Source organism: Streptomyces sp. NPDC053673 (assembly GCF_055585225.1).
The window spans coordinates 118,285-144,192 of record NZ_JBVJKN010000002.1 but is presented as its reverse complement, the minus strand read 5'-3'; the positions used below and the strand labels follow the sequence as shown (position 1 = coordinate 144,192).

Here is a 25,908-nt window from a genome sequence, read left to right as displayed (position 1 = left end):
CTTGAGGACGGACACACCTGCCGCCGTCACGGCACCGGGCACACCTACACCCCACCCCCGCCGGAGGCGCCCCGCACCCCCGCCGGAGGCGCCCCGCCCCGCCCCGCCCCCCTCGGCGGGGGTCAGCCGTCAAGCGCCTCGCGCCACTCCCGTACCGCGCCCGCGTCCACCGGCGCCTCCCACCCCCGCGGCCGCGCCGCACCGCCGATGTGGAAGGCGTCCAGTCCCGCCGCCCGCAGGGCGGGGAGGTGGTCGAGGCGGAGGCCGCCACCGACGAGGATCTGCGCCTCGTAGCCCGGGTCACCCCGCCGCGCCGCCTCCGCGAGCAGCACCGGCAGCCCGTCGTCGACGCCCGCCGCCGAGCCCGCGGTGAGGTACGAGTCCAGGCCGGGGACGTCCGCGAGCTGCTTGCGCAGGGCTTCACGGTCCGCCGCGCGGTCGATCGCCCGGTGGAACGTCCAGCGGCAGCCCTCCAGCTCCGCTACGAGCCGCTCGACCGTCACAAGATCGGGGTTGCCGTGCGTGTCGAGGAAGCCCAGGACGAACTCCTCCGCCCCCTCCGCCCGCAGCCCCCGCGCCGCCCGCACCAACGCCTCGGCATCGCCGGACACGAACCCGTCCGCGAGCCTCAGCATCACCCGGAGCGGGATGTCCACGGCCGCGCGGATCCGGGCGAAGGTCTCCCGGGTCGGGGTGAGCCCGTCCGCCGCGATGTCGCTGACCAGCTCAAGGCGGTCCGCCCCTCCGGCCTGGGCGGCGACCGCGTCCTGCGCGTCGAGGGCGATCACCTCCAGGAGTGCACGGTTGCTCATGGCCATCCTCCGCCAATAGATCTTCGGGTGAATAGGTCTAGTCCAATAACGGACCCAGCCTAGTCCGCACCCTCCGACCGTGCACCCGGCCCCGCATCCGACCCCGCTCCGGGCGTGCGCCTACAACGTGGCGGCCCTGCCGCTCACCGCGGCAGGGCTCCTCGATCCGGTGGCCGATCAGCCGCCCAGGCTGCCGCTCCCGAAGGCTCCGCCGCTGCGCCTGCCGTGCTTCGGCCGGTCTTCGGGGCCCTTGCCGGTGCTGTGCGACGAATGGGTGTTCAAGTTGTACGGAAGAAGCCGCCCGCCGTCGTCGGGGAAGGTGCCCTCGTCCTCCTCCCGGACCTCTTCGATGTGCTCACGGTGGTCGGGCGCCTTCGGCTGGTCCTCGGGGCGCGGCGTACGCAGCCGGGCCCGCCGCCTCCCGTCCCACCACATGGCGCCCCCCAGGAGGACGATGAGGATGACTCCGAAGGTGAGCGGGCCGATCGCGGCCAGCGGCGTGGCGGCCAGATCGACGGTCGGACCGCTCTGGGCCATCAGCAATGCGTTCATGGTGTCAGCCTCCGCACATCGGGGATGACGCACAGGCGCTATCCATTATCGCCCGGTATGCCTCTTACGCCAGCACGCCGACGGAACCCACGGCGGAAGCCGCGACGGAGGCGACCGCGGACGCCACGGCGGCAGCAGCACATCAGTCGAAGAAGACCAGGTCCCGCTCCTTCGCCCCCGTCAGCTCGTACCGCGTCTCTGTCAGCGGCCGCCCCGCCAGCAACCGGATCAGCGTGGCCGCGGACCCCGTGTACGTCGCCGGGTCCGGGCTGTCCGCACCCAGGACGAGCGGTGCGTCATGGCCGTCCAGCCGGGCCAGCAGCGGCTGCGTCTTCCGGGCCCGGGTCAGCCCGGCCAGCAGGGCGAGGGCGTGCACCAGCCCGTCCCCCTCGTACGCACCGGGCTCACCGAGCGCTTCCCGTACGTCGCCGGCGTGCACCCACTCGCCGAGCGCGATCCCGTCCAGCAGCCCGTGCCCGGCGGCCGCGATGACCGGCCCCGCCCGGGTCATCCCGCGCTCCAGCTCGTCGATGACGGCGCTGTTGGACCAGTCGGCACGCTCGGCGATGTCCCGGTCGTTCGACTCGGGGCTGAACACCCCCTCCTCGAACCGCCCTTCCACCACCCGCGTCAGCGCGGCGGAGCAGTGCGCGAGCACGTCCCGTACGGTCCAGCCGGGGCACGCGGTCCGCAGCGCGAAGTCCTCGTCGGGCCGGGCGCGCAACAGCGGAATGAGCGCGTCGCGTTCAGTACGGAGCAGAAGTCCGGGAAGTTCGGGATCACGGATGTCGGTCATGCCCGCAAGCAAACCGCCGCGGCCGGGCGGCCGCAACGGCCGGTCCCGATGCGTCCTCCGCCCGGCGCCCCGGCACGACGAAGACCACGGCACAATGGCCCCCATGCCCGCCCTGCCCCCGCACCCCGCCCACGACGACCTGCGCCGCCGTTGGGCCTCCGCCGTGCTCGTGGCCCGCGACACGGACGAGTGCAGGCCTTCCCCGTACCGCTACTGCGACAACCTGCTCGCACGCTGGGCCGAGCCCCAGCGGCGCTACCACACCACCGATCACCTGGTCGCCGTCCTCGGCCACATCGACACGCTCGCGGAGTACGCGGACGACGCCGACCTCGTACGCCTGGCCGCCTGGTTCCACGACGCGGTCTATCTCCCGGAGCGGTCCACCAACGAGGAGCGCTCCGCCCGTCTCGCCGAGCGCGCCCTGCCCGAGCTGGACATCGACGAGGCCCGTACGAACGAGGTCGCCCGGCTGGTCCGCCTCACCAGGACCCACGCCGCGCAGGAGGGCGACAGCAACGGCATGGTCCTCTGCGACGCGGACCTCGCGATCCTCGCGTCGGCGCCGGACGCGTACGCCGCCTATGCCGCCGCGGTCCGCGAGGAGTACGCCTTCGTCCCGGACGACGCGTTCCGCGCGGGCCGTGCCGACGTGCTGCGCCACCTTCTCGGCCTGCCGCGCCTCTTCCGTACCCCCTACGGCGAGCGCGTATGGGAGGCCGCGGCCCGCCGCAACGTGTCGGCGGAGCTGCAGGACCTCACGACCTGAGCGGGCAGTAGGCGGGCACGCCCCCGCGGGCCCCCATCACGGGCACCCTCCGCGGACACCCACCACGAGCCCCCGCGGCCAACCCCCTTACACCTGCCGGTGCTTCGGCCGGCGCAGCCCCGCCTCGGTGAGCCGCCGTACGAGCTCCTTGGACCCGACCTCCACCGCACCCGCGCGCACCGCGTCCTCGTAACGCTCCGAGGGGACGTCGTAGTGGTCGCGCTCGAAGGCGCGCGGCGGGCAGCCGATGGACGCGGCGAAGGCGTGCAGCTCCTCGAACGACACATCGCTGACCAGGTGGGACCACATGCGGCCGTGTCCCGGCCAGCTCGGCGGGTCGATGTAGACCGTCACGAGAGTCCGCCGACGGGGGCGACCACCACACCCGCCTTCCCGCAGACCCAGTGCGGGTCGGGCCCCAACTCCGGCTCCACGTCGAGGGCATGCGGCTCGCCCGAGGTGCAGACCGGGCAGATCGGCCACCGCCCGTACTGCTCCAGCAGCGCGTCCTGCACATCCTGGGCGATCAGCCCGGCCACGTACTCGGCACCCTCGGGCCACTGCTCGACCCACCAACGACGCTCCACGACCGCTTCCTCGACGAGCGAGACGACCTCGGCATGGGCGACGTCGCGGGCGGCGAGGTCCGCGAGCACGAGGGCGCGGGCGGCATGCAGCGCCTGCTCCAGTGGGTTGACTTCCATGCAGTCATTGTCACCCCGGCCGCCGCCGGTCCACAGGCCGGCAGGTCAACCGGTCGGCCGCCCGCGGGTCAGCAGGCCCATGGGACAAAGGGGGTTGACCGTTCAAGGAAGGCGAAAATATCTTTCAAGGGTGACCAATGACCTGAAGGATTCTTTCACCGCGGGTGGCGGGACAGGCCCCGGTCCGGGCACCGGCGGCGACGCCCCGCCCGCGCCCGCCGCGCTCGCGGCGAAGGTGCGTACGCTCGCACCGTCCATGACCCGCTCCATGCAGCGGGTCGCCGAAGCCGTCGCCGGCGACCCGGCCGGCTGCGCGGCCCTCACGGTCACCGGCCTCGCCGAGCTCACCGGCACCAGCGAGGCCACCGTGGTCCGCACCGCCCGGCTCCTCGGCTACCCCGGCTACCGCGATCTGCGCCTCGCGCTCGCCGGCCTCGCCGCACAGCAGCAGTCCGGCCGCGCCCCGGCCGTCACCGCCGACATCGCGGTCGACGACCCCATAGCCGACGTCGTCGCCAAGCTCGCGTACGACGAGCAGCAGACCCTCGCCGACACCGCGGCGGGTCTGGACACCATCCAGCTCGGCGCAGCCGTCAGCGCCCTCGCCGCTGCCCGCCGCATCGACATCTACGGCGTGGGCGCGTCCGGTCTGGTCTCCCAGGACCTCGCGCAGAAGCTCCTGCGCATCGGCCTGATCGCCCACGCCCACAGCGACCCGCACCTCGCCGTCACCAACGCCGTGCAGCTCCGATCCGGCGACGTCGCCGTAGCGATCAGCCACTCCGGCTCGACCGGCGACATCATCGAGCCCCTGCGCGTCGCCTTCGACCGCGGCGCGACGACCGTCGCGATCACCGGGCGCCCGGACGGACCGGTCTCGCAGTACGCGGACCACATCCTCACCACCTCCACCGCCCGCGAGAGCGAGCTGCGCCCGGCGGCCATGTCCTCCCGCACGAGCCAGCTGCTGGTCGTCGACTGCCTGTTCGTCGGCGTCGCGCAGCGCACGTACGAGAAGGCCGCGCCGGCCCTCGCCGCCTCGTACGAGGCCCTCGCGCACCGCCACAGCCCCCGCACCCGCTGACCCCACCGAGCAAGGCCAGAGACACCAGAGACGCCAAAAGACGCCGAAGAGCCACCGAGAGACACGAGACACGCCGAGAGAAACCGAGCCACACCGAGAGAGTCGCGCCCCATGACTTCCACCCCCCGCTCCACCGAACTGCGTGCGCAACTGGCGAGCCTCACCACCGAGGCGTTCCGCCCCGAGCTCGCCGACATCGATCAGCTCCCCACCGCCGACATCGCCCGCATCATGAACGGCGAGGACCGGACCGTTCCCGCCGCCGTCGCCGACCAGCTCCCGGCCATCGCCGCCGCGATCGACGCGACCGCCGAACGGATGGCCCGCGGCGGCCGTCTGGTCTACGCGGGCGCGGGCACGGCCGGCCGACTCGGCGTGCTGGACGCGAGCGAGTGCCCGCCCACCTTCAACACGGCCCCTGACGAGGTCGTCGGCCTGATCGCGGGCGGCCCCACCGCGATGGTGACGGCCGTCGAGGGCGCGGAGGACTCCAAGGAGCTCGCCGCGGCCGACCTGGACGGGCTCGGCCTCACCGCCCTCGACACCGTGGTCGGCATCTCCGCGTCCGGCCGCACCCCGTACGCGATCGGCGCGGTCGAACACGCCCGGGCGCGGGGCGCCCTGACGATCGGCCTCTCCTGCAACGCGGACAGCGCGCTGGCCGCGGCCGCGGAGCACGGCGTCGAGGTCGTGGTCGGCCCCGAACTCCTCACCGGTTCCACCCGGTTGAAGGCGGGCACGGCCCAGAAGCTCGTCCTCAACATGATCTCGACCATCACGATGATCCGTCTCGGCAAGACCTACGGGAACCTCATGGTCGATGTCCGCGCCTCGAACGAGAAGCTCCACGCCCGCTCCCGGCACATCGTCGCCCTGGCCACGGGCGCGGCCGACGACGAGATCGAGACGGCCCTGACCGCCGCCGACGGCGAGGTGAAGACGGCGATCCTGATGCTCCTCTCCCACCTCGACGCCGCGACGGCCACATCCCGCCTCAAGCAGTCGAACGGCCACCTCCGGGAGGCGCTCCGGTCGCCGAACGGGCCTGATCCGAACGACAGGCCCTAGCCCGTTCGCAGTCCTTCCGGTGGCTCCTCCGCCGCGCTCGCCTCCGCTCCCGTGACCTGCATAAACGATCAAGCGGGAGCGGCCGGTGCACCTACCCGGGTGAAGATCTGTCAATGTGTCAGGTTGCTGATCTGACGGACTGTCGGTTGCCTCATGAGCAGAGCCCAGCACGGGAACAGCGCAGGGAACAGCACAGGCACCAGACAGACAGACCGGACACTGCTCCGGCTCCGTTGGAGGATTCATATGCGCGGCACACGAGTTGGTGTAGGTATCGGGCTGATGGTCGTGGCCCTTGGTCTGTCGGTCCCGGCCACTGCCGTCGCCGACGACTCGGACCTGAGTATCCGCCCGAGGAACGCCTCCCCGGGCGACACGGTCACCGTCACCACCACGGCCTGCGGCAAGGAGACCTACGGCAAGGGCGAGTCCGAGGCGGGCGGGGCGTTCCACCTCTTCGCGGGTGACAGTGAGGGTGAGCTCACCGGCGAGTTCAAGCTTCCGGAAGGGGCCTCCGGCAGCGACACGGTCACCATCAAGTGCCCGCCGCGGACCAAGCTCACGGACAGCTACGAGGTCTCCGGCGACGACAACGACGACAACGACGACCCGAGCGGCGCGGTCGACGCCGGCTTCGGGGACACCACGGACAAAAGTACGCAGCTCGCCGTGGGCGGTGCGCTGCTCGCCGGAGCCGCCGCCGGCGGTGTGGTCAGGATGCGCCGCCGCCGGAGCGGCATCCGGGCCTGACCCCGCGTCCGGACCCTGACCGCGATGGAAACCGGGCCCGGGAGCGGCGCTCCCCCACACCCGTACATCCCTTCGGTCACGTACGTCCCTTCGGTCAAGCTTCTGGCCTGCGCACTGATGGCGGGCCTCGTACTGGTGATCAACGCGGCACGCGACGAGCGACCGCCGCAGCCCTCGCCCGCCCAGGCCTTTCCCACCTCCGTACATCCCGCTCCCGGGCCCCCCGGCGTGCGGCCGCTGCCCCCGTCGGATCCGGTCCGGCTGCGTGCCGCCGCCATCGGCGTGGACGCCCCGCTGGTACGACTGGGCCTCGACGCGGCGGGGGCACTGCGGCCCCCGCCCGCCGACAGACCCGGCCTCGCCGGCTGGTACGGCGGCGGCACGGCTCCCGGCTCGGCGGGGACAGCCGTCACCACCGGGCACGTCGACACACGCACCGGCCCCGGCGTCTTCCACGACCTCGGCGGTCTGACCAAGGGCGACACGATCGAGATCAGCCGCGCGGACCGGCGCACGGCCGTGTTCACCGTCACGGCGGTGGAGGTCTACCCCAAGAAGAAGTTCCCCGACAAGAAGGTCTACGGCAGCTCCGGCCGGCCCGAGCTGCGGGTGATCACCTGCGGCGGCAACTACGCCAAGCGCACGGGCTGGCAGGGCAACGTCGTGGTCTACGCGAGGCTGACCGCGGTGAAGTGACCGCGGTGAAGTGACCGCGGTGAAGCAACGCCGGGCGCGCACCCGGCCCGGGCCCACCGCCCGGGCCGGACCGCGGTCCCCCACGACCCGCAGCCGGCACCGTACAACCCGGGCCACACGGCCCCCACGGACCACACGGCCGCCGAGCCCCGCCCAAGCCACACGGCCGCCGAACCCCGCCCGCTCCACGGGCTACACCGCTCCCACCGACTGCTCCCGGATCGTCACCCGCCCCTTCCGGATCGTCGCCACCCGCGGCGACCTCCGGGCCAGGGCCGAGTCATGAGTGACCATCACGAACGTCAGCCCGTTCTCCTCCCACAGCCCCTCCAGCAGCTCCATGATCTCGTCACGCATCGACTCGTCGAGGTTGCCGGTCGGCTCGTCGGCGAGCAGCACCGCCGGCCGCTTCACCAGCGCCCGCGCGATCGCCACCCGCTGCTGCTGCCCGCCGGACAGCTCACCGGGAAGATGTCCTCGCCGCTCCCCGAGCCCCACCGACGCCAGCGCCTCGCCCGCCCGCTCCCGCCGCTCCGCCGCCCTCAGCCCGAGCGGTACGAGCGCGGTCTCGACGTTCTCCTGAGCCGTCAGCGTCGGCACCAGGTTGAAGCTCTGGAAGACGAAGCCGATCTTCTCGGCCCGTACACGCGTCAGCCGCGCCTCCGGCAAGGAGGCCAGGTCCACGCCGTCCAGCACGACGGACCCCTCGCTCGGCCGGTCCAGGCCGCCGAGCATCTGCAGCAGCGTGGACTTGCCGCCACCGGTCGGTCCCTGGATGACCAGCCGCCCGCGGTCCTCGATGACCAGGTCGACCCCGTCGAGGGCCTGCACGGTGTCCTTACCGCGCCGGTACCGCTTGCTGACTCCACTCAGCTCATACATGTTCCAACTCCAGCCGGACGTAGAAAGCGCGTAGAAAGCGCGTGTAAAGCCGCGTGCAAAGCACGTGATCGAAGGGGGCGGGACTACTCGACCCGCCGCAGCGCGTCCGCCGGACGCAGCCGCGATGCCCGCCAGCCGCCGAACAGACCCGCGATGAGCCCGCCGGTCACCGCGAGCGCCACGGCCAGGCCGATGGTCGTCAGGGAGACCGGCGCGGTGAGCGCGATGTCCAGGGCGCGGGAGGCGGACTCCCGCACGGGACCGCCCGGGCCGCCACCGCCGACGAGCATCCGGCCGCCCATCCCCTGGCCGCCACCGCCGGAACCGCCGCCCAGCTGCGCCGTCAGCGTCGGGCTGAACGCGGTGATCGCCCACGCGCCCGCCAGTCCGAGCCCGATCCCCAGCGCCCCGCCGATCAGTCCGTTGACGAGCGCCTCGCCCGCCACCTGCCCGGTGACCCTGCGGCTCTTCCAGCCGAGTGCCTTGAGCGTGCCGAACTCCCGCACCCGCCGGCTCACCGCCGACGACGTCAGCAGCCCGCCCACCAGGAACGCCGCCGCCAGCACCACGATGGACAGCCACTTGCCCACGCCCGACGCCAGGTCGGAGGCCGTGGACAGCGACCCCGACACCGTCTCCGCCAGATCGGCGGACGTCGTCACCGTCGTCCCGGAGACGTTCTTCTGAATGCCCGCCTTCACACTCTCGATCCGCTGCGAGTCGGTCGCCCTCACATAGACCGTCGTGACCTTGCCCTTCGCGTCGGCCAGGGTCTGCGCCTGCGCGAGCGGCAGATAGACATTGGCGGCCGCGTCCCCGCTGTCCGCCGTCGCGATCCCGACGATGCCGAACTTCGTCCCGGAGATCGTCAGCGTCTTGCCGACCGAGAGCTTCTGCTCCTTGGCGTACGCGCTGTCGACGACGGCGACCTTCGCGGCCGTCTCCGACGCGGCGAACGTACGCCCGGACGTGATCTTCGACGAGGTCAGCGGACCGAGCTCCTGATGGGCGACGTCCGTCCCGTACACGGAGTACGAGTTCACGTCGAAGTCGGCTCCGCCGCCCTGCACCTCGCCGGTGACCGGACCGCCGCCCCGCTGCCCCTGGCCGGGCGCCTGCTCGCCCTGCTTGAACTCGCCGCGCCTGAACTGCCCGTTGACCTTCATGACCCGCACGTTCAGCCCGCCGACGGCGTCCGCGACCCCGTCCTGCTTGCCGACCTGCCCGACGGTCGACGACGCGAGCGTCTCGAAGCCCTGGACCATGACGATGTCCTGGCTCTGCTCGGCGTCGTCGTCGCCCTCACCCTTCGCGTCGAACTCGAACCGCGGCCGCCTGACCGTCTCCCCCTCCCCGGGCGGTGCGGCGGCCTTGGTGACGGTCATGTCGGTGCCGAGCCCGTACAGCGACTCCAGCACTTTGCCCTGCGCCTGACTCATCCCGGCCGAGACCGAGTTGACGACGATGACCAGGGCGATTCCGAGAGCAAGCCCCGAGGCGACGACGAGCGCCGCCTTCCTGCGGCGGCGCAGCTCGCGCCTGAGGTAGGTGAAGAACATGGCGCGAAAGCTATGGACGCGGCGTGATGAAGAGGTAAGGCCACGATGAGACGGGCATGAGAAGCCCCGGAGCTCACCCCCCGAACGCCCCGACACTCACTCGACGCGAACGCGACCCTCTGGCGCCCGGCCATCGACGTCCTGCACCCCGGCCGCGCCGCCCACCGACCGGGACCGCTCCGCCCATCGCACCGCGGGCCCGAGCGCCCAGGACGTGCCGACGAACAGCCCGCCCAGCACCAGCCACCCGGGCATGCCCCAGGTCACCAGCATCGCGGTCAGCACCAGCGGGCCCAGTGTGCGGGCCACCGTCACGCCCGTACCGAAGAAGCCCTGGTACTCGCCCGTGCGCCCCGCCGGCGCGAGGTCGAAGCTGATCTGCCACGACCCGGCGGAGTGCAGCATCTCGCCGGCCACGTACAGCAGCGCTCCGGCGACGAGCACCGCGGACGCCACCCACACGGGCACTCCGGCAGCCGACAGCGCGAACACCGCACAAGCCGCGAGCATGATCAACCCGGAGTGCCGTACGGCACGCACCGCCGTACCCAGCGAGGTGACACCCCGAGCCGCCCGCACCTGAAACGCGGCGACAGCAAGCGTGTTGAGCACGAACAGCGCCGATACGAGCCAGGCCGGCGCGTCCGTCCGCTCGCTGATCCACAGCGGTATCCCGAGGCTCAGCAGCGGCATCCGCAGCAGCAGCACCGCGTTGAGCAGGGTGACCAGCAGGTACGGCCGGTCGCGCAGGACGACGAGCGCCGGCCCCTTGCCGGAGAACTGCACGGGCCCGACTGCCGGAAGCCGCAGCAGCACGAGCGCGCACACCAGGAAGCTCACCACGTCCAGCGCGAACACCGAGAGATAAGCGGTCCTCGTGCCGGACCACAGCGCGAGCCCGCCGAGCCCGGCACCGACGGCCAGCCCCGCGTTCAGGGTCGACTGCAGATGCGCCAGTACACCGGTCCGCTCCGTCGGCGCGACAAGCCCGGCCAGCAACGCCTGCCGGGCCGCGGCGAGCCCCGACTGCGCGGCGGCGTACAGGCACGCGGCCAGCAGGAACGGCCAGAAGGACCGTACGACGAGGAACGACGCCACGGCCGCGCTCGTCGCCAGAGCGAGCAGCACCGCCGTCCCACGCGGCCCCCGCCGGTCGGCGAGCCGCCCGAGCGGTACGCCCACGATCGACCCGATCGCCCAGGCGAGGGTCAGCCCGATGCCGATCCTCGCCGGGGCGAGCCCGACGACATGCGTGAAGTAGAGCGCGGAAGTGACGTAATAAGCCCCGTCACCGAGGGAGTTGGAGAGCTGGGCCAGAGCGAGGATCCGGGGCGGTCCGGCGGGCGGCAGGATGCGATTCGTCGTCGTCACACCTTGACGCTACGGTCCCGATGGCCCGTTCCCCAGGGCCACTTCCGGCTCGATAGGCTGGGCAACTTGGCCGCGGACCCGGACGGAAACGGAAACGGGAACGGGAACGGAAACGGGGACGCGGACGAAGACGGCACTCGGACCGCGGCAACGAGCCGACGGCCCGGCATCCAGGGGTGCGGGATGCCGGGCCGGGGCCTTCAGAACGCGACAGGGGTGTCTGTCAGACGTTGCGTGCTGACCGAACGTGATGAGCCAACCCTTCATGGACACCACAGAGTTGATGGAGATCTGAGGCTCCCATGGGCCACGCAGCTATCAACCGGACAGCCGGGTCCCGATGACGACGGTGGCGTACAGCTCGTCGGACGTGACCACGCACGGCACCAGCCCGCTCCGGGCGACGGCCTCGACGGCGTCGGCCGCCTGCCGTTCGCTCGTCTCGAACAGCAGACAACCACCGGGCGCCAGCCACCCGCCCGCCTCGCCGGTCACCCTCCGCAGCACGTCCAGCCCGTCCGCGCCGCCGTCGAGCGCGACGAGCGGCTCGTGCACGCGGGCCTCGGCGGGCAGCAGCCCGACCTCCTCCGTCGGTACGTACGGCACGTTCGCGGCCAGGATGTCGATACGTCCGCGCAGTCCACCGGGCAGGGCCTCGAAGAGATCCCCCTCGTGCACGCGGGCGCCCTCGGGCACATTCCGCCGGGCACACCGCACCGCCGCCGGGTCGACATCGGCGGCGTACAGCTCGACACCGGACAGCGAGGCGGCCAGCACGGCCCCCACCGCGCCCGTGCCGCAGCACAGATCGACGACCACGGACGCGTCCGGCCGGGCGGCCACGGCCTGCCGGACAAGGAACTCGGTACGGCGACGGGGCACGAAGACCCCTGGGTCCACGACCATCCGCAGACCGCAGAACTCGGCCCACCCGAGGACGTGTTCCAGGGGATGCCCGTCCACGCGCCGCTCCACCATGGCGGCGAGCTCGGCGGGCGTGCGGGCGGTGGAGAGGAGCAGCTCCGCCTCGTCCTCGGCGAAGACACAGCCGGCGGAGCGAAGGCGGTTGACGATGACGGACGGATCCGGAGATGAAAGCGACACGGGAGCCTTTCGGAATACCGAACGGGGCTCCCTCACACACCTACGACGACGCGGAGGCGAGCACCCGGCCTGCAACAGCAGTAATGGGTCTCACCTCCTCGATCCGGTCCTGGCAGTGCTGGAGCCGTCACCCTATCCCGATCCGGTCGACGACGACGTCCCTGTCAGCGCGGCCCGTCGTGCACGTTGTGCTGCTGAAGGTCGACGGCAAGGCGAGTGGCGGTCACGAAGTCCTTGTCGTCATGGAGGACGATGAGGCCGTGACGGGCGGCTGTCGCGCAGATCAGGAGGTCTACGGGCGACAACGCCTGATGCGCGCCGCGCCCTGCGGCCCGGCGCTGGAGTCCGCCGACCCACTGTCCCGCCCCTTTGGGTACGGGCACGTCCTCGTAGAGTTCGTCGAACATGGCGCTGCGCTCCTCGTACTCCCTGAGATCGCGCGCAGACCTCAGAAACTCCGCCCGCTGCGGATAGCAGGAACGGATATCGCCGTCCACGGCGGTGTCCCGCCAGGCAGAGCGGAGCTTCTCATCACGCAGCATGCGCCATAAAGCCGACGAGTCGAGCAGATAGACGCTCACCGAGCGCGCCCCTCCTTCTCGGCCCGATGGACGGCCTCGGCTCCTTCGATGTCCCAGTCCTGCGCGAGTTCGAAGTACTTGTCGTAGGCGTTGGCACGCCGGAGCCGCTTGTTGTACTCCTCCAGCGCCGCCGCGACCGCGGCCGTCTTCGTCCGATGGCCGCCGAGCCGCTTGGCGGTCTCCAGGGCCTCGTCGTCGATGTCGATGTGTGTCAGGGACATCTCGACCTCGCATTCTGTACATGAAGGAGCCCTACTCGGCCCTTCGAGTGTACATATGCGGGACGCCTTCGTCAGGGCATGTCCGCTCACGGCAGCCGCCTCTCCCTGTTCCGCTCCCTGACCCGCGCCCGCAGCACCTCGCCGGGCGGCGCCGGGCTGAGCGCCTCGGGCGGACAGTCCCACTCCCGCCCGCCACCCGGCGGCCGCAGTTGCACGTACGGCCCCTCGCGCCCCATCACACGACCGATACGCCCGTCGCGCGAATCGATCGCGTACTCCCCGGGCCTCACTTGCGCGCCTCGTGGAGGACTGCGGCAATCCGCAGCGCCGTGTCCAGATTGCAACGCCCCAGGTCAACCAGGGGATACGTCACCGACTCACTCGTCAGCGACACAAGGTCCACCCGCAGGGACGGCAGGGTCACCCCCACCTCGTCGAGCTCCCCCCGCAGCTGCGCCACAACCTCTTCCGCGGCCCGCAGCCGCTCCGCCGATCGTACGAGCACCATCGGACACCTCCACTCTGAGTGTGTACGTTCTCTACACAGCGTGGTGGGTGGAGGGCTAGCCTGACCAGTATCGACGGCCCAACAACCCCACGTGCGTGACACGGAGTTGACATTGCCTGGACCGAAGGATCTCGACCCCTCCACGTCTCCCAGGGCTCTGCTCGGCGCGGAGCTGCGCCATGCCCGCGAGAACGCCGGCCTCTGCCAGCGCGAGCTCGGCGAACCGCTCTTCGTGAGCGCGTCGTTCATCGGGCAGTTGGAGGCGGGTACGCGAAGAATGCAGCCGGACATCGCGCGCAGGATCGACGAAATACTGGGGACGAACGGGTTCTTCGAGCGGAACTGCAAGGCCGCCAACAAGTCGAAGTACCCGGACCACTTCGCCGAGGCGGCGGAGGCGGAAGCCGTCGCCACGGCGATCAAGGAGTACGCGCCGCTGCTGATCCCGGGCCTGCTGCAGACGGAGGCGTATGCGCAGGCGGTGTTCCGCGCGTACCAGCCGACGGTGGTGGAAGCGGTCATCGACGAGCTCGTCGAGAACCGGCTGGATCGCGCACACCTCCTCGACGATCCAACAACGCCGCTGTTGTGGGCGGTTCTGGATGAAGCGGTGTTACGCCGGAGGGTCGGCAGCAAGGCAGTGATGGCAGAGGCGCTGAGCCATATCACCGCACTGATCCGCCGCCACCGCGTGATCGTGCAGGTGCTGCCGTTCGCGGCGGGCGCGCACGCCGCCCTGGACGGCGGGCTGAAGCTGATGTCCTTCCCCGACGCGCCCCCGCTCGCCTACGTCGACGGCCTGGGGACAGGATGGTTGCTGGATGACCCGGCCACGGTGACCCGTCACGAACTGACCTACGATTTGGTAGCGGCCAGCGCACTGTCACCACAAGAATCCCTGGCCTTGATCGAATCAGTGGCGGAGGATGACGCCCATGGAGATCAGCAGCCCTGAGTACGACCTGAGCACGGCCACCTGGCACAAGTCCAGCTACAGCGGTGGCGACGGCGGCAACTGCCTTGAGGTCGCCACTTGGCGCAAGTCCACGTACAGCGGCCCCGACGGCGCCGACTGCCTCGAAGTCGACGACGCCCACCCCGGCATCGTCCCCGTCCGCGACTCCAAGAACCCCGGCGGCCCGAGGCTCGTGTTCCGGGCCGCCGCCTGGTCCGCCTTCGTCGCGGATCTCAAGGACGCGACGCCTACAGGCTGAGGGCGTCCTCCGCATTGTCGAGCCAGGCAGTCACGGAGTTCTTGTCGGGCGAGACGTAGAGGCCGGGAGTCGAGGCCGTGAGCGGCTTCTGCTCCAGGTCGGACTCGGTGTTCATGGTCATCGCGATGGAGTTGACGGTCTTGCCCTTGCCGTCGTTCGCCCCTCCCATGAGCCCGGCGTACGCCGTCTCGCCCGGCGCGAGCCTGAGCGCGTCCTCGATACCGGGGGCCTCGCCCCGCTCCGTAGCCTGCCCGTCCAGGTCGCCGAAGGTCACGACCGGGTGGCCCAGCACCCTGCACGGCTTGCCGCTCTTGTTGGTGATCTTGAGCAGGTAGCTGCTGGTCGTGGCATCCGCGAGGGTCGCGGTGAACTTCACGTCGAACGTGCTGCAGGGGAAAACGTTGTAGTCGGGGTCGGACGACGAACCGTCGCCCGCACCGCCACCGGACGAGCCCTTGCCCGGGGAGCCGGCGGGCGTCGCCGGCTTCGAGGGACTTGCAGGCTTCGAGGGGCTCACGGGCTTCGAGGGGCTCGCGGGCTTGGACGGGCTCACAGTGGGCGCTTCGGCCCCGCCGCCGGTCTGGTCGGTCGGGCCTTCCTTGGGCCCACAAGCCGTCAGGGCCAGTGCGGACACGGCGGCGAGAACGACGGCGGCTCTGCGAACGGTACGACGTGCCTGGGTGGTCATCTTGTCCCCCGAGTGAGAAGCGCGAGTGCGCTTGACTGAGCACAAGCGTCCCGCAGGACCTTCACAGAATGGTGACGGGGTCTTGCCGAATCCACCACGGAGAGCAGCTGACGCCGCACGGGCCGAGGCTTGAGCCTCGGGCCCCGAGCGCTCTTTTCAAGGAATGGGGTCAGGGCCTCAACCCACCCGCCCACCCTGACCAGTTGACTATGCGCGACGAACTTGCCACGCAGGGTGGCGACGCTCTAGCGTGTCCGGAAAACGAACAACCCCCGCCCGGTGCTGTAACACCTGCGGGGGTTTGACCACCAAGATCGTAAGGGCGATCCGATGGCTGACAGCCAGCTTAGTGCTACGTTCCTGCCCGCGCACGCGACCCCGCACCCGATGGCCAAACCTGGCTACGGGAAGCGCGCCGCGCCGGACCAACACCCCCGCACCGTCGCCGACTTCGCGCACCTCCCGCGCCGCGAGGCCGCCATCGCCGCGTTCATCGACCGGCTCTCGGACGGCGCGGACATCTCCGTAAAGACGCTGGCCAAGGTGCTCCCGTACGGGCAATGCGCCCTGCGCACCGCCCTCAATCGCATCCAGGCGGCAGGCCATCTGCGGCGCGGACGCGAGCACTTGGCCGGATCGGGCAGTGCGCGCTGGATCACCCGAACGTGGTGGTCCCGTACGGCACGCGACGACGCGTGGTGGGCGGCGTACCGGCGCGGCGACGTACCCGACGAAGGGCCGCCCCCCACCCGCTCCCGCGCTCAGGGCGTCGCCCTGAGCCCCGGCAGCCTGGTGGCCAGCAGCGCGCCGATGACCGCCACGGCCGCGAGGACCACCAGCGCAGTCCCCATCGCATCCGTGAACGCGCCGCCGGTGACGGCACTCGGCGCGGCGGGCGCTGCGGACGAGGCGGACGAGGCGGGTACGGCGAGGGTCGTCAGCGTCGTCGCGACGGCAATACCCAGCGTCGGGCCGAGGTTCATCGCGGTCTGCTGGAGTCCGCCGGTCACCCCCGCGGTGTCCACGGACGACTGGTGGACGATGGCGGCCGTCGCGGTGACCATCACCGTGCCGAATCCCGCGCCGAGCACGAGAAAGCACCCGCCGATCGCCAAGGAGGCCGACGCCTGGTCGAGCCGGGACATCAGCAGGACGCCGGCGGCGACGAGCACCATGCCCGCAACTGCCGTACGGCGGGGGCCCTGTCGGCGCGCCAGCACGGCGGCGACGGGCGCGCCGAGCACCATCATCACGGGCCCGGGGAGTGCGGTGAGGCTGCTGCGGAGCGGGTCCAGGGCCAGGACGTCCTGCAGGTAGTACGTGCCGAGGAACAGGGCTCCGAACATCGCGGCGGACGCGGCCACCAGGACGCCGAGCCCGGACGTGATGGTCGCCGACCGGGCCACGCTCGCGGGTACCAACGGGCTCGGGGCGCGTCGTTCGTGCAGGACGAAGGCGGTGCCGGTGGCGGCCACCGCGGCAAGTCCCAGCAAGGTCTGGGCCGTTGGGCCGGCTTCCGGCAGGCTGACGAGGGTGTGCACCAGGCACGCCAGCGCCACCGCGAGCAGGCAGGCACCGGGCAGGTCGAGTCGTACGGGCGCGGCGGAGACGTCCCGGGTTTCCGGGGTCTCCCGGGTCTCCCGGGCCTCCGGGATCCGTACGGCGAGGGCCGACAGGCCGGCCGCGAGCGCGGGGGCGACGCCGAGGAAGAAGACCGCGCGCCAGCCCAGGTGGGCGGCGAGCGCGCCGCCGATGAGCGGCCCCGCGGCGGCCGCCAGTCCGATGGCGCTGGTGCGCAGGGCGATGGGCATGCCGAGCTGGTCGCGCGGGTACGCGGCGCGCAGCATGCCGAGAGTGGCCGGTTGCAGCAGCGCGCCGAAGACGCCCTGGGCGACGCGCAGGCCGATGACCCAGCCGATGCCGGCCGCCAGGCCGATGGCCGCCGAGGTGGCGGCGAAGCCCAGGATCCCGATGGTGAAGACACGCTGATGGCCGTACCGGTCGCCGAGGCGTCCGGCGAAGACGAGCAGGCTTGCCACGGCGATCAGATACCCGGTGCTGGTCCACTGGACCTGGGCGAAGGAGGCGTCGAGGTCCCGCTGCATGACGGGCTGCACGATGGTCAGCGCGGTCCCGTCCAGAGCGACGATCACGGCCCCGGTGATGCTGCCGGCGAGGGTGAAGCGCTGTCGGCGCCTTGTGTTCATCGGGCTTCCGGCCCGAGGTGTGCGTCGAGCGCGGCGCGCAGCAGCGGTTCGACGTCGTCGGCTCCCGTCACGAGCGGGAGGCTTCCCCACCCCCACAGCTGGGCGATGCCGTGGAGGTTGGCCCACAGCGCGCCCGCGACGACCCGCGGCGGCACATCGGTCCGTGGCTCCGCCCGGCTCACGAGGTCCACGACGACGTCGAACAGCGGCAGACTCGTCTCCCGCAGGCCGAGATGGTTGCTCTCCAGCAGGTCGTGGCGGGCCATCAGCTCGAACATGCCGCGATTCGACAGCGCGAAGTCGAGGTAGCTCCGGCTCAGCGCCATGAGCTGGGCACGGGGGCTCGCGTGCCCGTCACCGATCGCCTCGGCGGCCCTGCGGGCGAGCTCGGCGAAGCCGCGTCGCGCGATGGCGGACAGCAGCTCCAGGTGAGTGGGGAAGTAGCGCCGGGGAGCGCCGTGCGAGACCCCTGCCCGGCGGGCGATCTCCCGCAGGGACAGGGCCTGAATGCCTTCCCTGGCCACGAGGTCGACGCCGACTTCCACCAGACGGGCTCGTAGGCCCGTGTCCTGATCATTCATAGACACTGTCTACCCGAGATGGGTAGACAGTGTCTACTCGCTTGCGTCGCGTCACACCGCGACGGGCCGGTTCGTGTGGTGCGGCGCCTACGGCCGGGCGCAGAACGTGTCACGGGCCGGGCGCTCGCCCGTGACGAGGAAGTCCGTCACGGCCCGGTCGCCGCAGGCGTTGCCGTTCGCGCGATAGGCGCCGTGGCCCACCGAGTCGACGGTGACCATGCGGGCCCGGTCACCGAAGGCCTCGCGCAACTTCAGCGCACCGGCGAGCGGCGTCGACGGGTCGCGCTCGTTCTGGATCATCAGGATGTTGGACGGGCCGTGCGGGGTGATGGTGGTCGGGCGCTCCCGCGGCCGGTCCTGCCAGAAGGCGCACGGCATGACGTTCACCGGCATCCCCGCGGTGAGCGGGTGGCTCTTCCGGCTCTTCGCCACATCCCGCCGGTACGCGGGGACCGAGGCCTGCCAGTCGACGTCGTTGCAGATGGTTGCGGCGGAGACGGCCGCGACGTTCTGCATGATCTCGTCGGGCAGCACCGGCGGAGCGGGCAGCGGGTCCCCGTCGCGGACGGCGGAGATCAGCCGGGCGAGGGCGGGGAAGCGGTCCTTGGAGTTGAGGCTGTCGAGCAGGGTCTGGCGCAGCACATTCCCGTTCAGCTGCTCGGGGTTGGCGCCGGGCCACGGCAGGGGCGAGCGGTCGAGGCGGGCGGCGAGCGCCAGGAACATCGGGCGGATGTCGTCGGGGTGCTCGGCGAGCCGGTCCGGGTTGCCGGGGTCGGCGGCCCAGGCGGCGAAGTCGGGGAACGCGTCCTCGACGCCGGTCGCGTAGTTGGCGAGCCAGGTCCGTGCGACCCGCTTCGGGTCCGGGTCGTCGTTGCTGTCCAGGACCCAGCGGTCGGTGCGGTGCGGGAACATCTGCGCGTACACGGCGCCCACGTACGTCCCGTACGAGGTGCCCCACGCCGAGATTCTCCGCTCGCCGAGGGCCTCGCGGATGCGGTCGATGTCCCGCGCCTCGTTGCGGGTGCTGATGCTGCGCAGCACCTCGCCGCCGTTCTGCGCACAGGCGTCGGCGAGACGGCGGCCGGACGCCACGTTCGCGTCGATACCGCCGTCGGCGGCGGGCCACGGGCGCAGGTTCTGCAGCGAGAGCTGGTCGTGGGTCAGGCCGCAGCTGACGGGTGTGCTGCGGCCGAGGCCGCGCGGGTCGAAGCCGACGATGTCGTAGGCGTCACGTACCGACTGGGGCAGTTTCCGCCCGGTCGTGGACGGGCCGTTGATGCTGGAGCCGCCGGGTCCGCCGGGGATGAGCAGGAGCGTGCCGCGCCGGGCTTCGGGCTTGTCGCTGCGGATGCGGGAGATGGCGAGGGAGATCTGCGGGCCGCGCGGGTTGTCGTGGTCGAGCGGGACGGCGAGGGTGGCGCATTCCTGGCGGGGGTCGAGGTCGGTGCCGGTGCACGTCTCCCAACGCACCGTGCTGTCGGGCGTCGTCGCCACGGCCATGGGTGCGGCGGTGGCGACGACTGCGGTGGCGAGGAGCGTGGTGTGGGCGAGGAGCTTGGTGGGTGTGGCGCGGACGGCTCGGTTGATTCGCATGCGAAGAGCCTCGCGGAACCCGGAGCCGGGCCCCATCCCGTCAACCGGCCTGTTGGAGGTGGGGGTTACCCCAGCACCGGTGCGCGACACGTCTGCGACGGCGTCGCAGACCGGGCGGTCACCGGTGAGCGACCATATACGACAGAGGCGGTCAGAATCAGACTCCCCGGGGTACAACCGGACGCACTGCGGTGAGATGTCCCGATACCCAGCCGCGGACACCACGCCCACCACCGCAACGGGACGACGGAAAGACCACGCGGTTCTCGCTGCCGCTGCAGGCGTGTGCGCAGCAATCGGTACGGATGGCCGTACGTTCCTAGGGCGTGGTCTGAGGAGAGGCTCCTAAGGCCTGGCCGGAGGAGAGGCTCGGGGCAAACGCCCGAGGGCGGCACCCCCCTGGGAGTGGGGGTGCCGCCCTCGGTCTTCAGGACGGTTGATCAACCAGAGGTCGATCAGAAGTCCATGTCACCGCCCGGCATGCCGCCCGGAGCGGCCGCGGCGGCCTTCTCCGGCTTGTCGGCGATGACGGCCTCGGTGGTGAGGAACAGCGCGGCGATGGAAGCAGCGTTCTGCAGCGCGGAGCGCGTCACCTTCGCCGGGTCGATGATGCCCTCGGCGATCAGGTCGACGTACTCGTTGGTCGCGGCGTTGAGGCCGTGACCGGTCGGCAGGTTGCGGACCTTCTCCGCCACGACGCCGCCCTCGAGACCGGCGTTGATCGCGATCTGCTTCAGCGGGGCCTCCAGGGCCAGCTTCACGATCGCGGCACCCGTGGCCTCGTCGCCCGTCAGGTCGAGCTCGAGCTTCTCGAAGACCGAGGAGGCCTGCAGCAGGGCCACGCCACCACCGGCGACGATGCCCTCCTCGACGGCCGCCTTCGCGTTGCGAACGGCGTCCTCGATGCGGTGCTTGCGCTCCTTGAGCTCGACCTCGGTCGCGGCGCCGGCCTTGATGACGGCCACGCCGCCGGCCAGCTTCGCGAGGCGCTCCTGGAGCTTCTCGCGGTCGTAGTCCGAGTCGCTGTTCTCGATCTCGGCACGGATCTGGTTGACCCGGCCGGCGACCTGGTCGCTGTCACCGGCACCGTCGACGATGGTGGTCTCGTCCTTGGTGATGACGACCTTGCGGGCGCGGCCCAGCAGGTCCAGGCCGGCGTTCTCCAGCTTGAGGCCGACCTCCTCGGAGATGACCGTGCCACCGGTGAGGATGGCGATGTCGCCGAGCATGGCCTTGCGGCGGTCACCGAAGCCCGGGGCCTTGACGGCAACGGACTTGAAGGTGCCACGGATCTTGTTGACGACCAGGGTCGACAGGGCCTCGCCCTCGACGTCCTCGGCGATGATCAGCAGCGGCTTGCCCGACTGCATGACCTTCTCCAGCAGCGGGAGCAGGTCCTTCACCGAGGAGATCTTGGAGTTGACGATCAGGATGTACGGGTCGTCCAGGGACGCCTCCATACGCTCCATGTCGGTGGCGAAGTACGCCGAGATGTAGCCCTTGTCGAAGCGCATACCCTCGGTGAGCTCCAGCTCCAGACCGAAGGTCTGGGACTCCTCGACGGTGATGACGCCTTCCTTGCCGACCTTGTCCATCGCCTCGGCGATGAGCTCACCGATCTGGGTGTCGGCGGCGGAGATGGAGGCGGTGGAGGCGATCTGCTCCTTCGTCTCCACGTCCTTGGCCTGCTCGAGCAGGGCGCCGGAGACGGCCTCGACGGCCTTCTCGATGCCGCGCTTCAGAGCCATGGGGTTGGCGCCGGCCGCCACGTTGCGCAGGCCCTCGCGGACGAGCGCCTGGGCGAGAACGGTCGCGGTGGTCGTACCGTCACCGGCGACGTCGTCCGTCTTCTTGGCGACTTCCTTGACCAGCTCGGCGCCGATCTTCTCGTACGGGTCCTCGAGCTCGATCTCCTTGGCGATGGAAACACCATCGTTGGTGATCGTGGGGGCGCCCCACTTCTTCTCGAGGACGACGTTCCGGCCCTTGGGGCCAAGGGTGACCTTGACGGCGTCGGCGAGCTGGTTCATCCCGCGCTCGAGACCGCGCCGTGCCTCCTCGTCGAACGCGATGATCTTGGCCATGTGAAGTGGTCCTCCCGGACTGGGGTGGATTTCTCCGGACCGCGCTCGGCGCCCGCGACGGACGGCCTGCATGCCTTGTGGTTCCTTGCCCCACCTGGCCTGCGGACCTCACCGACCCGGTCCATAGTTGTCACTCTCACTCGTAGAGTGCTAACGCCAATGATTAGCACTCGGGCCTGGAGAGTGCAAGCCGCTTCGAAGAAGCGTCCATGAGGGGTGGCGGTCGGGCGACGGGAGGGCGCAAGCCGCTTCGAAGAAGCGTCCATGAGGGGTGGCGGTCGGGCGACGGGAGGGCGCAAGCGGCTTCGAAGAAGCCTCGATGAGGGGTGGCGGTCGGGTGACGGGCGGGCGCAAGCGGCTTCGAAGCCTCGACGAGGGGCGGCGGTCGACCGTGGGCCTCCCCGCCGGAGGCAGGGGACGGGAGGGAGCCTCCTGTAATCAAAGCCCCCCGACACGCCGGAGGGCCCGTACCCACCGGGTACGGGCCCTCCGTCACGTTGCTGCAGTCGGTCGGCGCTTCAGCCGGCCAAACGGACCATGTCCGCCTGCGGCCCCTTCTGACCCTGCGAGATCTCGAACTCGACCCGCTGGCCCTCCTCCAGGGTGCGGTAACCGTCCATCTGGATCGCGCTGTAGTGGACGAAAACATCCGCACCACCGTCGACCGCGATGAAGCCGTACCCCTTCTCCGCGTTGAACCACTTGACGGTGCCCTGAGCCATGCCTAACTCCCCTATTACTGGCCCTTGCACAGGACCGCACTTCGCGGACCCGGGTCAGACCTCGCCCACTGACAGGTGTGAGCGTGCGCCGGAACGCGTCGACCGCGGCTGAATGTATCTGTCCAACTGCCGTGTGCAACAGGTCAATCGGACGAGAATTCTGGGCAGGGCCGAAAGGACGATCCCCATGAATTCACTGGTTTCCCGGGCAAGTCGGGCCCACCAAAGCACGCATAAGCCGCATCGAAGTCGAACACTTTGGCTGCTTCTTGTCGCGCTCGGGCGCATTCTCATATGCGTCTGGCACAAGCAGTGGAGGGGACTTCCCAACTCTACCGCGCTCAACCATGCAGAATTGCCCCCTCCGCTTAGCTTGCGGAGGGGGCAATTCTGTTAACACTGCGTGGCGATCACGGCTCCGGCACCGCGCCCGACGGTCAGCCTCCGGCGACGGCCGGGATGATCGAGACGCCCGCGCCGTCCGGCGTGGCCGTCTCCAGGCCCTGCTCGAAGCGGACGTCGTCGTCGTTGACGTACACGTTCACGAAACGGCGCAGCTTGCCCTGGTCGTCCAGGACCCGCGCCGCGATGCCCGCGTGGTTCTTCTCCAGGTCGGCGATGACCTCGGCGAGGGTCGCGCCCTCCGCCGGGACCTCGGCTTGGCCGCCGGTGTAGGTGCGGAGGATGGTGGGGATGCGGACGTTGACGCTCATGCGAGGCCAGCCTCTCGGAAAGAGTCCAGGTTGGGGCGGATGACAGCGGACATACCCGTCGTGGGGGCCACCGCGTCGAGAGTCTTCAGGCCGTCACCCGTGTTGACGACGACCGTGGTGAGGGACGGGTCGATGACGCCTGCCTCGATCAGCTTCTTCGCCACGCCGAGCGTCGTGCCGCCGGCGGTCTCCGTGAAGATGCCCTCCGTGCGGGCCAGCAGCTTGATCGCGTCCACGATCTGCTCGTCGGTGACGTCCTCGACGGCTCCTCCGGTGCGCCGGCAGATGTCCAGGACGTACGGGCCGTCGGCCGGGTTGCCGATCGCCAGGGACTTCGCGATGGTGTCGGGCTTCTGCGGCTTGACCACGTCATGGCCGGCCTTGAAGGCCACGGACACCGGGGAGCAGCCCTCGGCCTGGGCGCCGAAGATCTTGTAGGGCTTGTCCTCGACGAGGCCCAGCTTGATCAGCTCCTGCAGGCCCTTGTCGATCTTGGTGAGCTGGGAGCCGGAGGCGATGGGGATGACGATCTGGTCGGGGATCCGCCAGCCGAGCTGCTCGCAGATCTCGTACGCGAGCGTCTTCGACCCCTCGCCGTAGTACGGACGCAGATTGACGTTGACGAAGCCCCAGCCCTCGCCCGCCGGGTCGCCGATGAGTTCGGAGCAGAAGCGGTTGACGTCGTCGTAGTTGCCCTCGATACCGACGAGCTCGCCGCCGTAGACGGCCGCCATGATGACCTTGCCCTGCTCCAGGTCGTGCGGGATGAACACGCAGGAGCGGAAGCCGGCCCGGGCGGCGGCGGCGCCGACCGCGCCCGCCAGGTTGCCGGTGGAGGAGCAGGAGAGCGTGGTGAAACCGAAGGCGCGGGCGGCCTCCAGGGCCTGGGCGACGACCCGGTCCTTGAAGGAGTGCGTCGGGTTGCCGGAGTCGTCCTTGACGAAGAGCTTGCCGGTGTCGACACCCAGCTCACGGGCGAGGTTGTCGGCCTTGACGAGCTTGGTCCAGCCCGGGTTCAGGTTCGGCTTGCTCGCCACGTCGGCGGGGACGGGGAGCAGCGGCGCATAGCGCCAGATGTTCTCGGGACCGTTCTCGATCCGCTTGCGCAGGGCTTCCGGGTCGCCGCTCGGCAGGTCGTACGCGACTTCGAGCGGCCCGAAACAGATCTCGCAGGCGAAGATCGGGCCGAGCGCGAACCGCTCGCCGCATTCGCGGCAGGAGAGCCCGGAGGCGGGGCCGAGATCAACTGAGTCGGTGGTGGTGGCAACGGTCTGCACAGCCATGGAGGCGAGGCCCTTTCTCCTCATCTTCCTCGCGGCGCATCTCGCCACGAGACGGAATTGGCACCTTCCCTAGCCGGGGCCTCGCGCGAGTGTCGTATGACGTGCGACGAGAACCGGCTGGAGGGTTGCCGGGGCTTCAACGGGCCGTGTCCCTCTGCCCCTCTGGATGAGCGGTATTCGATTGTTCGCGAGAGGACCCCCGACATGCGACGGCCGTTCGCGTTGTTCAAGACTGTAACCGAACCCCCGGACGCTTGAGATGGTCGTCCGATCCGCGAGATGGAGATCAAGTGCTGGAAGAGGTGGAGCGCTGGCTGGCCCGGCGGTCCTGGTCGGTGGCGGACCGCCCCCTGGACCAGCTGCTGGCCGCCAAGAAGAGCACCACGGTCAGCGTGGTGCTCCCTGCTCTGAACGAGGAGGCGACGGTCGGGGAGATCGTCGCCGTGATCCGGCGCGAGCTGATGTCGGAGGCGGTCCCGCTCGTGGACGAGCTCGTGGTCGTCGACTCGGGGTCGACGGACCGTACCGCAGAGGCCGCCGCGGCGGCCGGGGCGCGCGTGGTGCACCGGGACGCGATACTCCCGCGCATACCGGCGCTGCCCGGCAAGGGCGAGGTGCTGTGGCGCTCGCTGCTCGTGACCGGCGGCGACATCGTCTGCTTCGTGGACGCGGACCTGAGGGAGTTCTCCGCGGACTTCGTCTCCGGGATCATCGGCCCGCTGCTGACCGAGCCGGACGTGCAGTTCGTGAAGGCGATGTACGAGCGGCCGCTCGGGACCACCGGTGTCGACGCGCTCGCCTCCGGCAGGACCGGACAGGGCGGCCGTCTTGGCGGAGCCGAGCAAGGAGGAAGGGTCACGGAGCTGGTGGCGCGGCCGCTGCTCAATCTGCACTGGCCGCAGCTGGCCGGGTTCGTCCAGCCGCTCGGCGGTGAGTACGCGGCGCGGCGCTCGCTGCTGGAGCGGCTGCCGTTCCCGGTGGGGTACGGGGTGGAGCTCGGGCTGCTGGTGGACGCGCTGCACACGGTGGGCCTGGACGCGCTGGCGCAGGTGGACGTGGGCGTACGGCTGCACCGGCACCAGGACAGCCAGGCGCTGGGCCGGATGGCGGCGGCGATCTACCGTACGGCCCAACTGCGGTTGTCCCGGGGCCATCTGGTGCGTCCGGCGCTGACCCAGTTCGAGCGCGGCGAGGACGGGTTCGTACCGCGGACCCATCCGGTGGACACCGAGGAGCGGCCGCCGATGGTGGAGATCCCCGAGTACGCGGAGTACGCGAAGCGGGCCGGGCGGCGTAACACGGGCGCGGCGTAGCCGGGCTCAGCCGGTCGTATTGTCTAAATTTCGCATTTATGGGCTATACGAGA

28 protein-coding genes, 1 pseudogene and 1 riboswitch are annotated in these 25,908 nt (G+C 70.7%); of the genes and pseudogenes, 9 read left to right on the top strand and 20 right to left on the bottom strand.

From position 1 onward, the window contains the following. Window positions 1-122: 122 nt before the first annotated feature. From ACZ6ZQ_RS03875 to ACZ6ZQ_RS03865, 3 genes are all read right to left on the bottom strand, one after another. Window positions 123-812 (bottom strand): copper homeostasis protein CutC, encoded by a 690-nt coding sequence (locus ACZ6ZQ_RS03875; RefSeq protein ID WP_469766948.1) that lies wholly within the window; start codon window positions 810-812, stop codon window positions 123-125. A gap of 177 nt (window positions 813-989) precedes the next feature. Further along, window positions 990-1,364, bottom strand: coding sequence for a DUF6479 family protein (locus ACZ6ZQ_RS03870; RefSeq protein WP_469766947.1), 375 nt, complete (start codon window positions 1,362-1,364; stop codon window positions 990-992). A 142-nt stretch (window positions 1,365-1,506) separates the two neighbouring features. Further along, window positions 1,507-2,160 carry a maleylpyruvate isomerase family mycothiol-dependent enzyme gene (locus tag ACZ6ZQ_RS03865; RefSeq protein WP_469766946.1) on the bottom strand — a complete coding sequence of 218 codons (654 nt, stop codon included), beginning with the start codon at window positions 2,158-2,160 and terminating at the stop codon, window positions 1,507-1,509. 103 nt (window positions 2,161-2,263) lie between these two features. On the opposite strand from ACZ6ZQ_RS03865, the gene ACZ6ZQ_RS03860 reads away from it, so the two are divergent. Further along, a complete protein-coding gene (locus ACZ6ZQ_RS03860) occupies window positions 2,264-2,929 on the top strand; it encodes an HD domain-containing protein (RefSeq protein ID WP_469766945.1) in 666 nt (221 codons plus the stop codon). 87 nt (window positions 2,930-3,016) lie between these two features. On the opposite strand, the gene ACZ6ZQ_RS03855 is transcribed toward ACZ6ZQ_RS03860, so the two are convergent. Both ACZ6ZQ_RS03855 and ACZ6ZQ_RS03850 read right to left on the bottom strand, forming a co-directional pair. Beyond that, window positions 3,017-3,283 (bottom strand): DUF4031 domain-containing protein, encoded by a 267-nt coding sequence (locus ACZ6ZQ_RS03855; RefSeq protein ID WP_469766944.1) that lies wholly within the window; start codon window positions 3,281-3,283, stop codon window positions 3,017-3,019. Next, a complete protein-coding gene (locus ACZ6ZQ_RS03850) occupies window positions 3,280-3,633 on the bottom strand; it encodes a hypothetical protein (RefSeq protein ID WP_453659580.1) in 354 nt (117 codons plus the stop codon). Before ACZ6ZQ_RS03850 ends, ACZ6ZQ_RS03855 begins: the two co-directional genes overlap by 4 nt. Window positions 3,634-3,763: 130 nt before the next feature. Between ACZ6ZQ_RS03850 and ACZ6ZQ_RS03845 the strand changes: the two genes are divergently transcribed. The 4 genes from ACZ6ZQ_RS03845 (at window position 3,764) to ACZ6ZQ_RS03830 (ending at window position 7,231) form a co-directional block, all read left to right on the top strand. After that, a complete protein-coding gene (locus ACZ6ZQ_RS03845; protein WP_469766943.1) occupies window positions 3,764-4,717 on the top strand; it encodes a MurR/RpiR family transcriptional regulator in 954 nt (317 codons plus the stop codon). Between the two features lie 111 nt (window positions 4,718-4,828). Beyond that, the gene (murQ, locus tag ACZ6ZQ_RS03840; protein ID WP_469766942.1) at window positions 4,829-5,785 is read left to right on the top strand and encodes an N-acetylmuramic acid 6-phosphate etherase; all 957 of its coding nucleotides are present in this window, start codon (window positions 4,829-4,831) and stop codon (window positions 5,783-5,785) included. A 282-nt stretch (window positions 5,786-6,067) separates the two neighbouring features. Continuing rightward, a complete protein-coding gene (locus ACZ6ZQ_RS03835; RefSeq protein ID WP_469766941.1) occupies window positions 6,068-6,535 on the top strand; it encodes a sortase in 468 nt (155 codons plus the stop codon). A gap of 117 nt (window positions 6,536-6,652) precedes the next feature. After that, window positions 6,653-7,231, top strand: a complete 579-nt coding sequence (locus ACZ6ZQ_RS03830) for a class F sortase (protein WP_469767305.1) — start codon at window positions 6,653-6,655, stop codon at window positions 7,229-7,231. Window positions 7,232-7,423: 192 nt separating this feature from the next. Here ACZ6ZQ_RS03830 and ACZ6ZQ_RS03825 read toward each other — a convergent pair whose 3' ends face one another. The 7 genes from ACZ6ZQ_RS03825 to ACZ6ZQ_RS03795 all read right to left on the bottom strand — a co-directional run bounded on the left by ACZ6ZQ_RS03825 (window position 7,424) and on the right by ACZ6ZQ_RS03795 (window position 13,457). Beyond that, window positions 7,424-8,113, bottom strand: a complete 690-nt coding sequence (locus ACZ6ZQ_RS03825; RefSeq protein ID WP_469766940.1) for an ABC transporter ATP-binding protein — start codon at window positions 8,111-8,113, stop codon at window positions 7,424-7,426. 83 nt (window positions 8,114-8,196) lie between these two features. Continuing rightward, the gene (locus ACZ6ZQ_RS03820) at window positions 8,197-9,672 is read right to left on the bottom strand and encodes an ABC transporter permease (RefSeq protein WP_469766939.1); all 1,476 of its coding nucleotides are present in this window, start codon (window positions 9,670-9,672) and stop codon (window positions 8,197-8,199) included. A gap of 96 nt (window positions 9,673-9,768) precedes the next feature. Beyond that, entirely contained in the window at window positions 9,769-11,043 is a 1,275-nt protein-coding gene (locus ACZ6ZQ_RS03815; protein ID WP_469766938.1) for an MFS transporter, read from the bottom strand. 318 nt (window positions 11,044-11,361) lie between these two features. Beyond that, a complete protein-coding gene (locus ACZ6ZQ_RS03810; RefSeq protein WP_469766937.1) occupies window positions 11,362-12,147 on the bottom strand; it encodes a putative protein N(5)-glutamine methyltransferase in 786 nt (261 codons plus the stop codon). A 164-nt stretch (window positions 12,148-12,311) separates the two neighbouring features. Continuing rightward, on the bottom strand, window positions 12,312-12,728 hold the full coding sequence (locus ACZ6ZQ_RS03805) for a PIN domain-containing protein (protein WP_469766936.1): 417 nt from the start codon (window positions 12,726-12,728) through the stop codon (window positions 12,312-12,314). Continuing rightward, window positions 12,725-12,949, bottom strand: coding sequence for a type II toxin-antitoxin system VapB family antitoxin (locus ACZ6ZQ_RS03800; protein WP_469766935.1), 225 nt, complete (start codon window positions 12,947-12,949; stop codon window positions 12,725-12,727). Before ACZ6ZQ_RS03800 ends, ACZ6ZQ_RS03805 begins: the two co-directional genes overlap by 4 nt. Before the next feature lie 286 nt (window positions 12,950-13,235). Continuing rightward, window positions 13,236-13,457, bottom strand: a complete 222-nt coding sequence (locus ACZ6ZQ_RS03795) for a hypothetical protein (protein ID WP_469766934.1) — start codon at window positions 13,455-13,457, stop codon at window positions 13,236-13,238. A 112-nt stretch (window positions 13,458-13,569) separates the two neighbouring features. Between ACZ6ZQ_RS03795 and ACZ6ZQ_RS03790 the strand changes: the two genes are divergently transcribed. Beyond that, window positions 13,570-14,412, top strand: coding sequence for a helix-turn-helix domain-containing protein (locus tag ACZ6ZQ_RS03790; protein ID WP_469767304.1), 843 nt, complete (start codon window positions 13,570-13,572; stop codon window positions 14,410-14,412). Next, the gene (locus tag ACZ6ZQ_RS03785) at window positions 14,393-14,671 is read left to right on the top strand and encodes a DUF397 domain-containing protein (protein ID WP_469766933.1); all 279 of its coding nucleotides are present in this window, start codon (window positions 14,393-14,395) and stop codon (window positions 14,669-14,671) included. Before ACZ6ZQ_RS03790 ends, ACZ6ZQ_RS03785 begins: the two co-directional genes overlap by 20 nt. Here ACZ6ZQ_RS03785 and ACZ6ZQ_RS03780 read toward each other — a convergent pair. Next, window positions 14,661-15,359: a DUF4232 domain-containing protein gene (locus tag ACZ6ZQ_RS03780; protein ID WP_469766932.1), complete on the bottom strand. Its 699-nt coding sequence runs from the start codon at window positions 15,357-15,359 to the stop codon at window positions 14,661-14,663. The genes ACZ6ZQ_RS03785 and ACZ6ZQ_RS03780 overlap by 11 nt on opposite strands. 387 nt (window positions 15,360-15,746) lie before the next feature. Between ACZ6ZQ_RS03780 and ACZ6ZQ_RS03775 the strand changes: the two are divergent. Continuing rightward, window positions 15,747-16,121: pseudogene (locus tag ACZ6ZQ_RS03775) on the top strand (hypothetical protein); the annotation flags it as partial. Here the strand turns inward: ACZ6ZQ_RS03775 and ACZ6ZQ_RS03770 are convergent. From ACZ6ZQ_RS03770 to thrC, 7 genes are all read right to left on the bottom strand, one after another. Next, on the bottom strand, window positions 16,121-17,566 hold the full coding sequence (locus tag ACZ6ZQ_RS03770) for an MFS transporter (RefSeq protein ID WP_469766931.1): 1,446 nt from the start codon (window positions 17,564-17,566) through the stop codon (window positions 16,121-16,123). The pseudogene ACZ6ZQ_RS03775 and the gene ACZ6ZQ_RS03770 overlap by 1 nt on opposite strands. After that, window positions 17,563-18,147, bottom strand: a complete 585-nt coding sequence (locus ACZ6ZQ_RS03765; RefSeq protein WP_469766930.1) for a TetR/AcrR family transcriptional regulator — start codon at window positions 18,145-18,147, stop codon at window positions 17,563-17,565. The genes ACZ6ZQ_RS03770 and ACZ6ZQ_RS03765 overlap by 4 nt, the downstream gene beginning before the upstream one ends. An 87-nt stretch (window positions 18,148-18,234) precedes the next feature. After that, window positions 18,235-19,740 carry an alpha/beta hydrolase gene (locus ACZ6ZQ_RS03760; protein WP_469766929.1) on the bottom strand — a complete coding sequence of 502 codons (1,506 nt, stop codon included), beginning with the start codon at window positions 19,738-19,740 and terminating at the stop codon, window positions 18,235-18,237. 455 nt (window positions 19,741-20,195) lie between these two features. Next, the gene (groL, locus tag ACZ6ZQ_RS03755) at window positions 20,196-21,824 is read right to left on the bottom strand and encodes a chaperonin GroEL (protein ID WP_453660468.1); all 1,629 of its coding nucleotides are present in this window, start codon (window positions 21,822-21,824) and stop codon (window positions 20,196-20,198) included. A gap of 518 nt (window positions 21,825-22,342) precedes the next feature. Further along, the gene (locus ACZ6ZQ_RS03750; protein WP_009339379.1) at window positions 22,343-22,546 is read right to left on the bottom strand and encodes a cold-shock protein; all 204 of its coding nucleotides are present in this window, start codon (window positions 22,544-22,546) and stop codon (window positions 22,343-22,345) included. A gap of 437 nt (window positions 22,547-22,983) precedes the next feature. Then, entirely contained in the window at window positions 22,984-23,259 is a 276-nt protein-coding gene (locus ACZ6ZQ_RS03745) for a MoaD/ThiS family protein (protein WP_469766928.1), read from the bottom strand. Continuing rightward, on the bottom strand, window positions 23,256-24,566 hold the full coding sequence (gene thrC, locus ACZ6ZQ_RS03740; protein ID WP_469766927.1) for a threonine synthase: 1,311 nt from the start codon (window positions 24,564-24,566) through the stop codon (window positions 23,256-23,258). Before thrC ends, ACZ6ZQ_RS03745 begins: the two co-directional genes overlap by 4 nt. Next, a riboswitch (SAM riboswitch) is annotated at window positions 24,560-24,715 on the bottom strand. (Overlaps the previous gene by 7 nt.) A gap of 117 nt (window positions 24,716-24,832) precedes the next feature. Between thrC and ACZ6ZQ_RS03735 the strand changes: the two genes are divergently transcribed. Further along, a complete protein-coding gene (locus ACZ6ZQ_RS03735; protein ID WP_469766926.1) occupies window positions 24,833-25,855 on the top strand; it encodes a glucosyl-3-phosphoglycerate synthase in 1,023 nt (340 codons plus the stop codon). Window positions 25,856-25,908 lie beyond the last annotated feature (53 nt).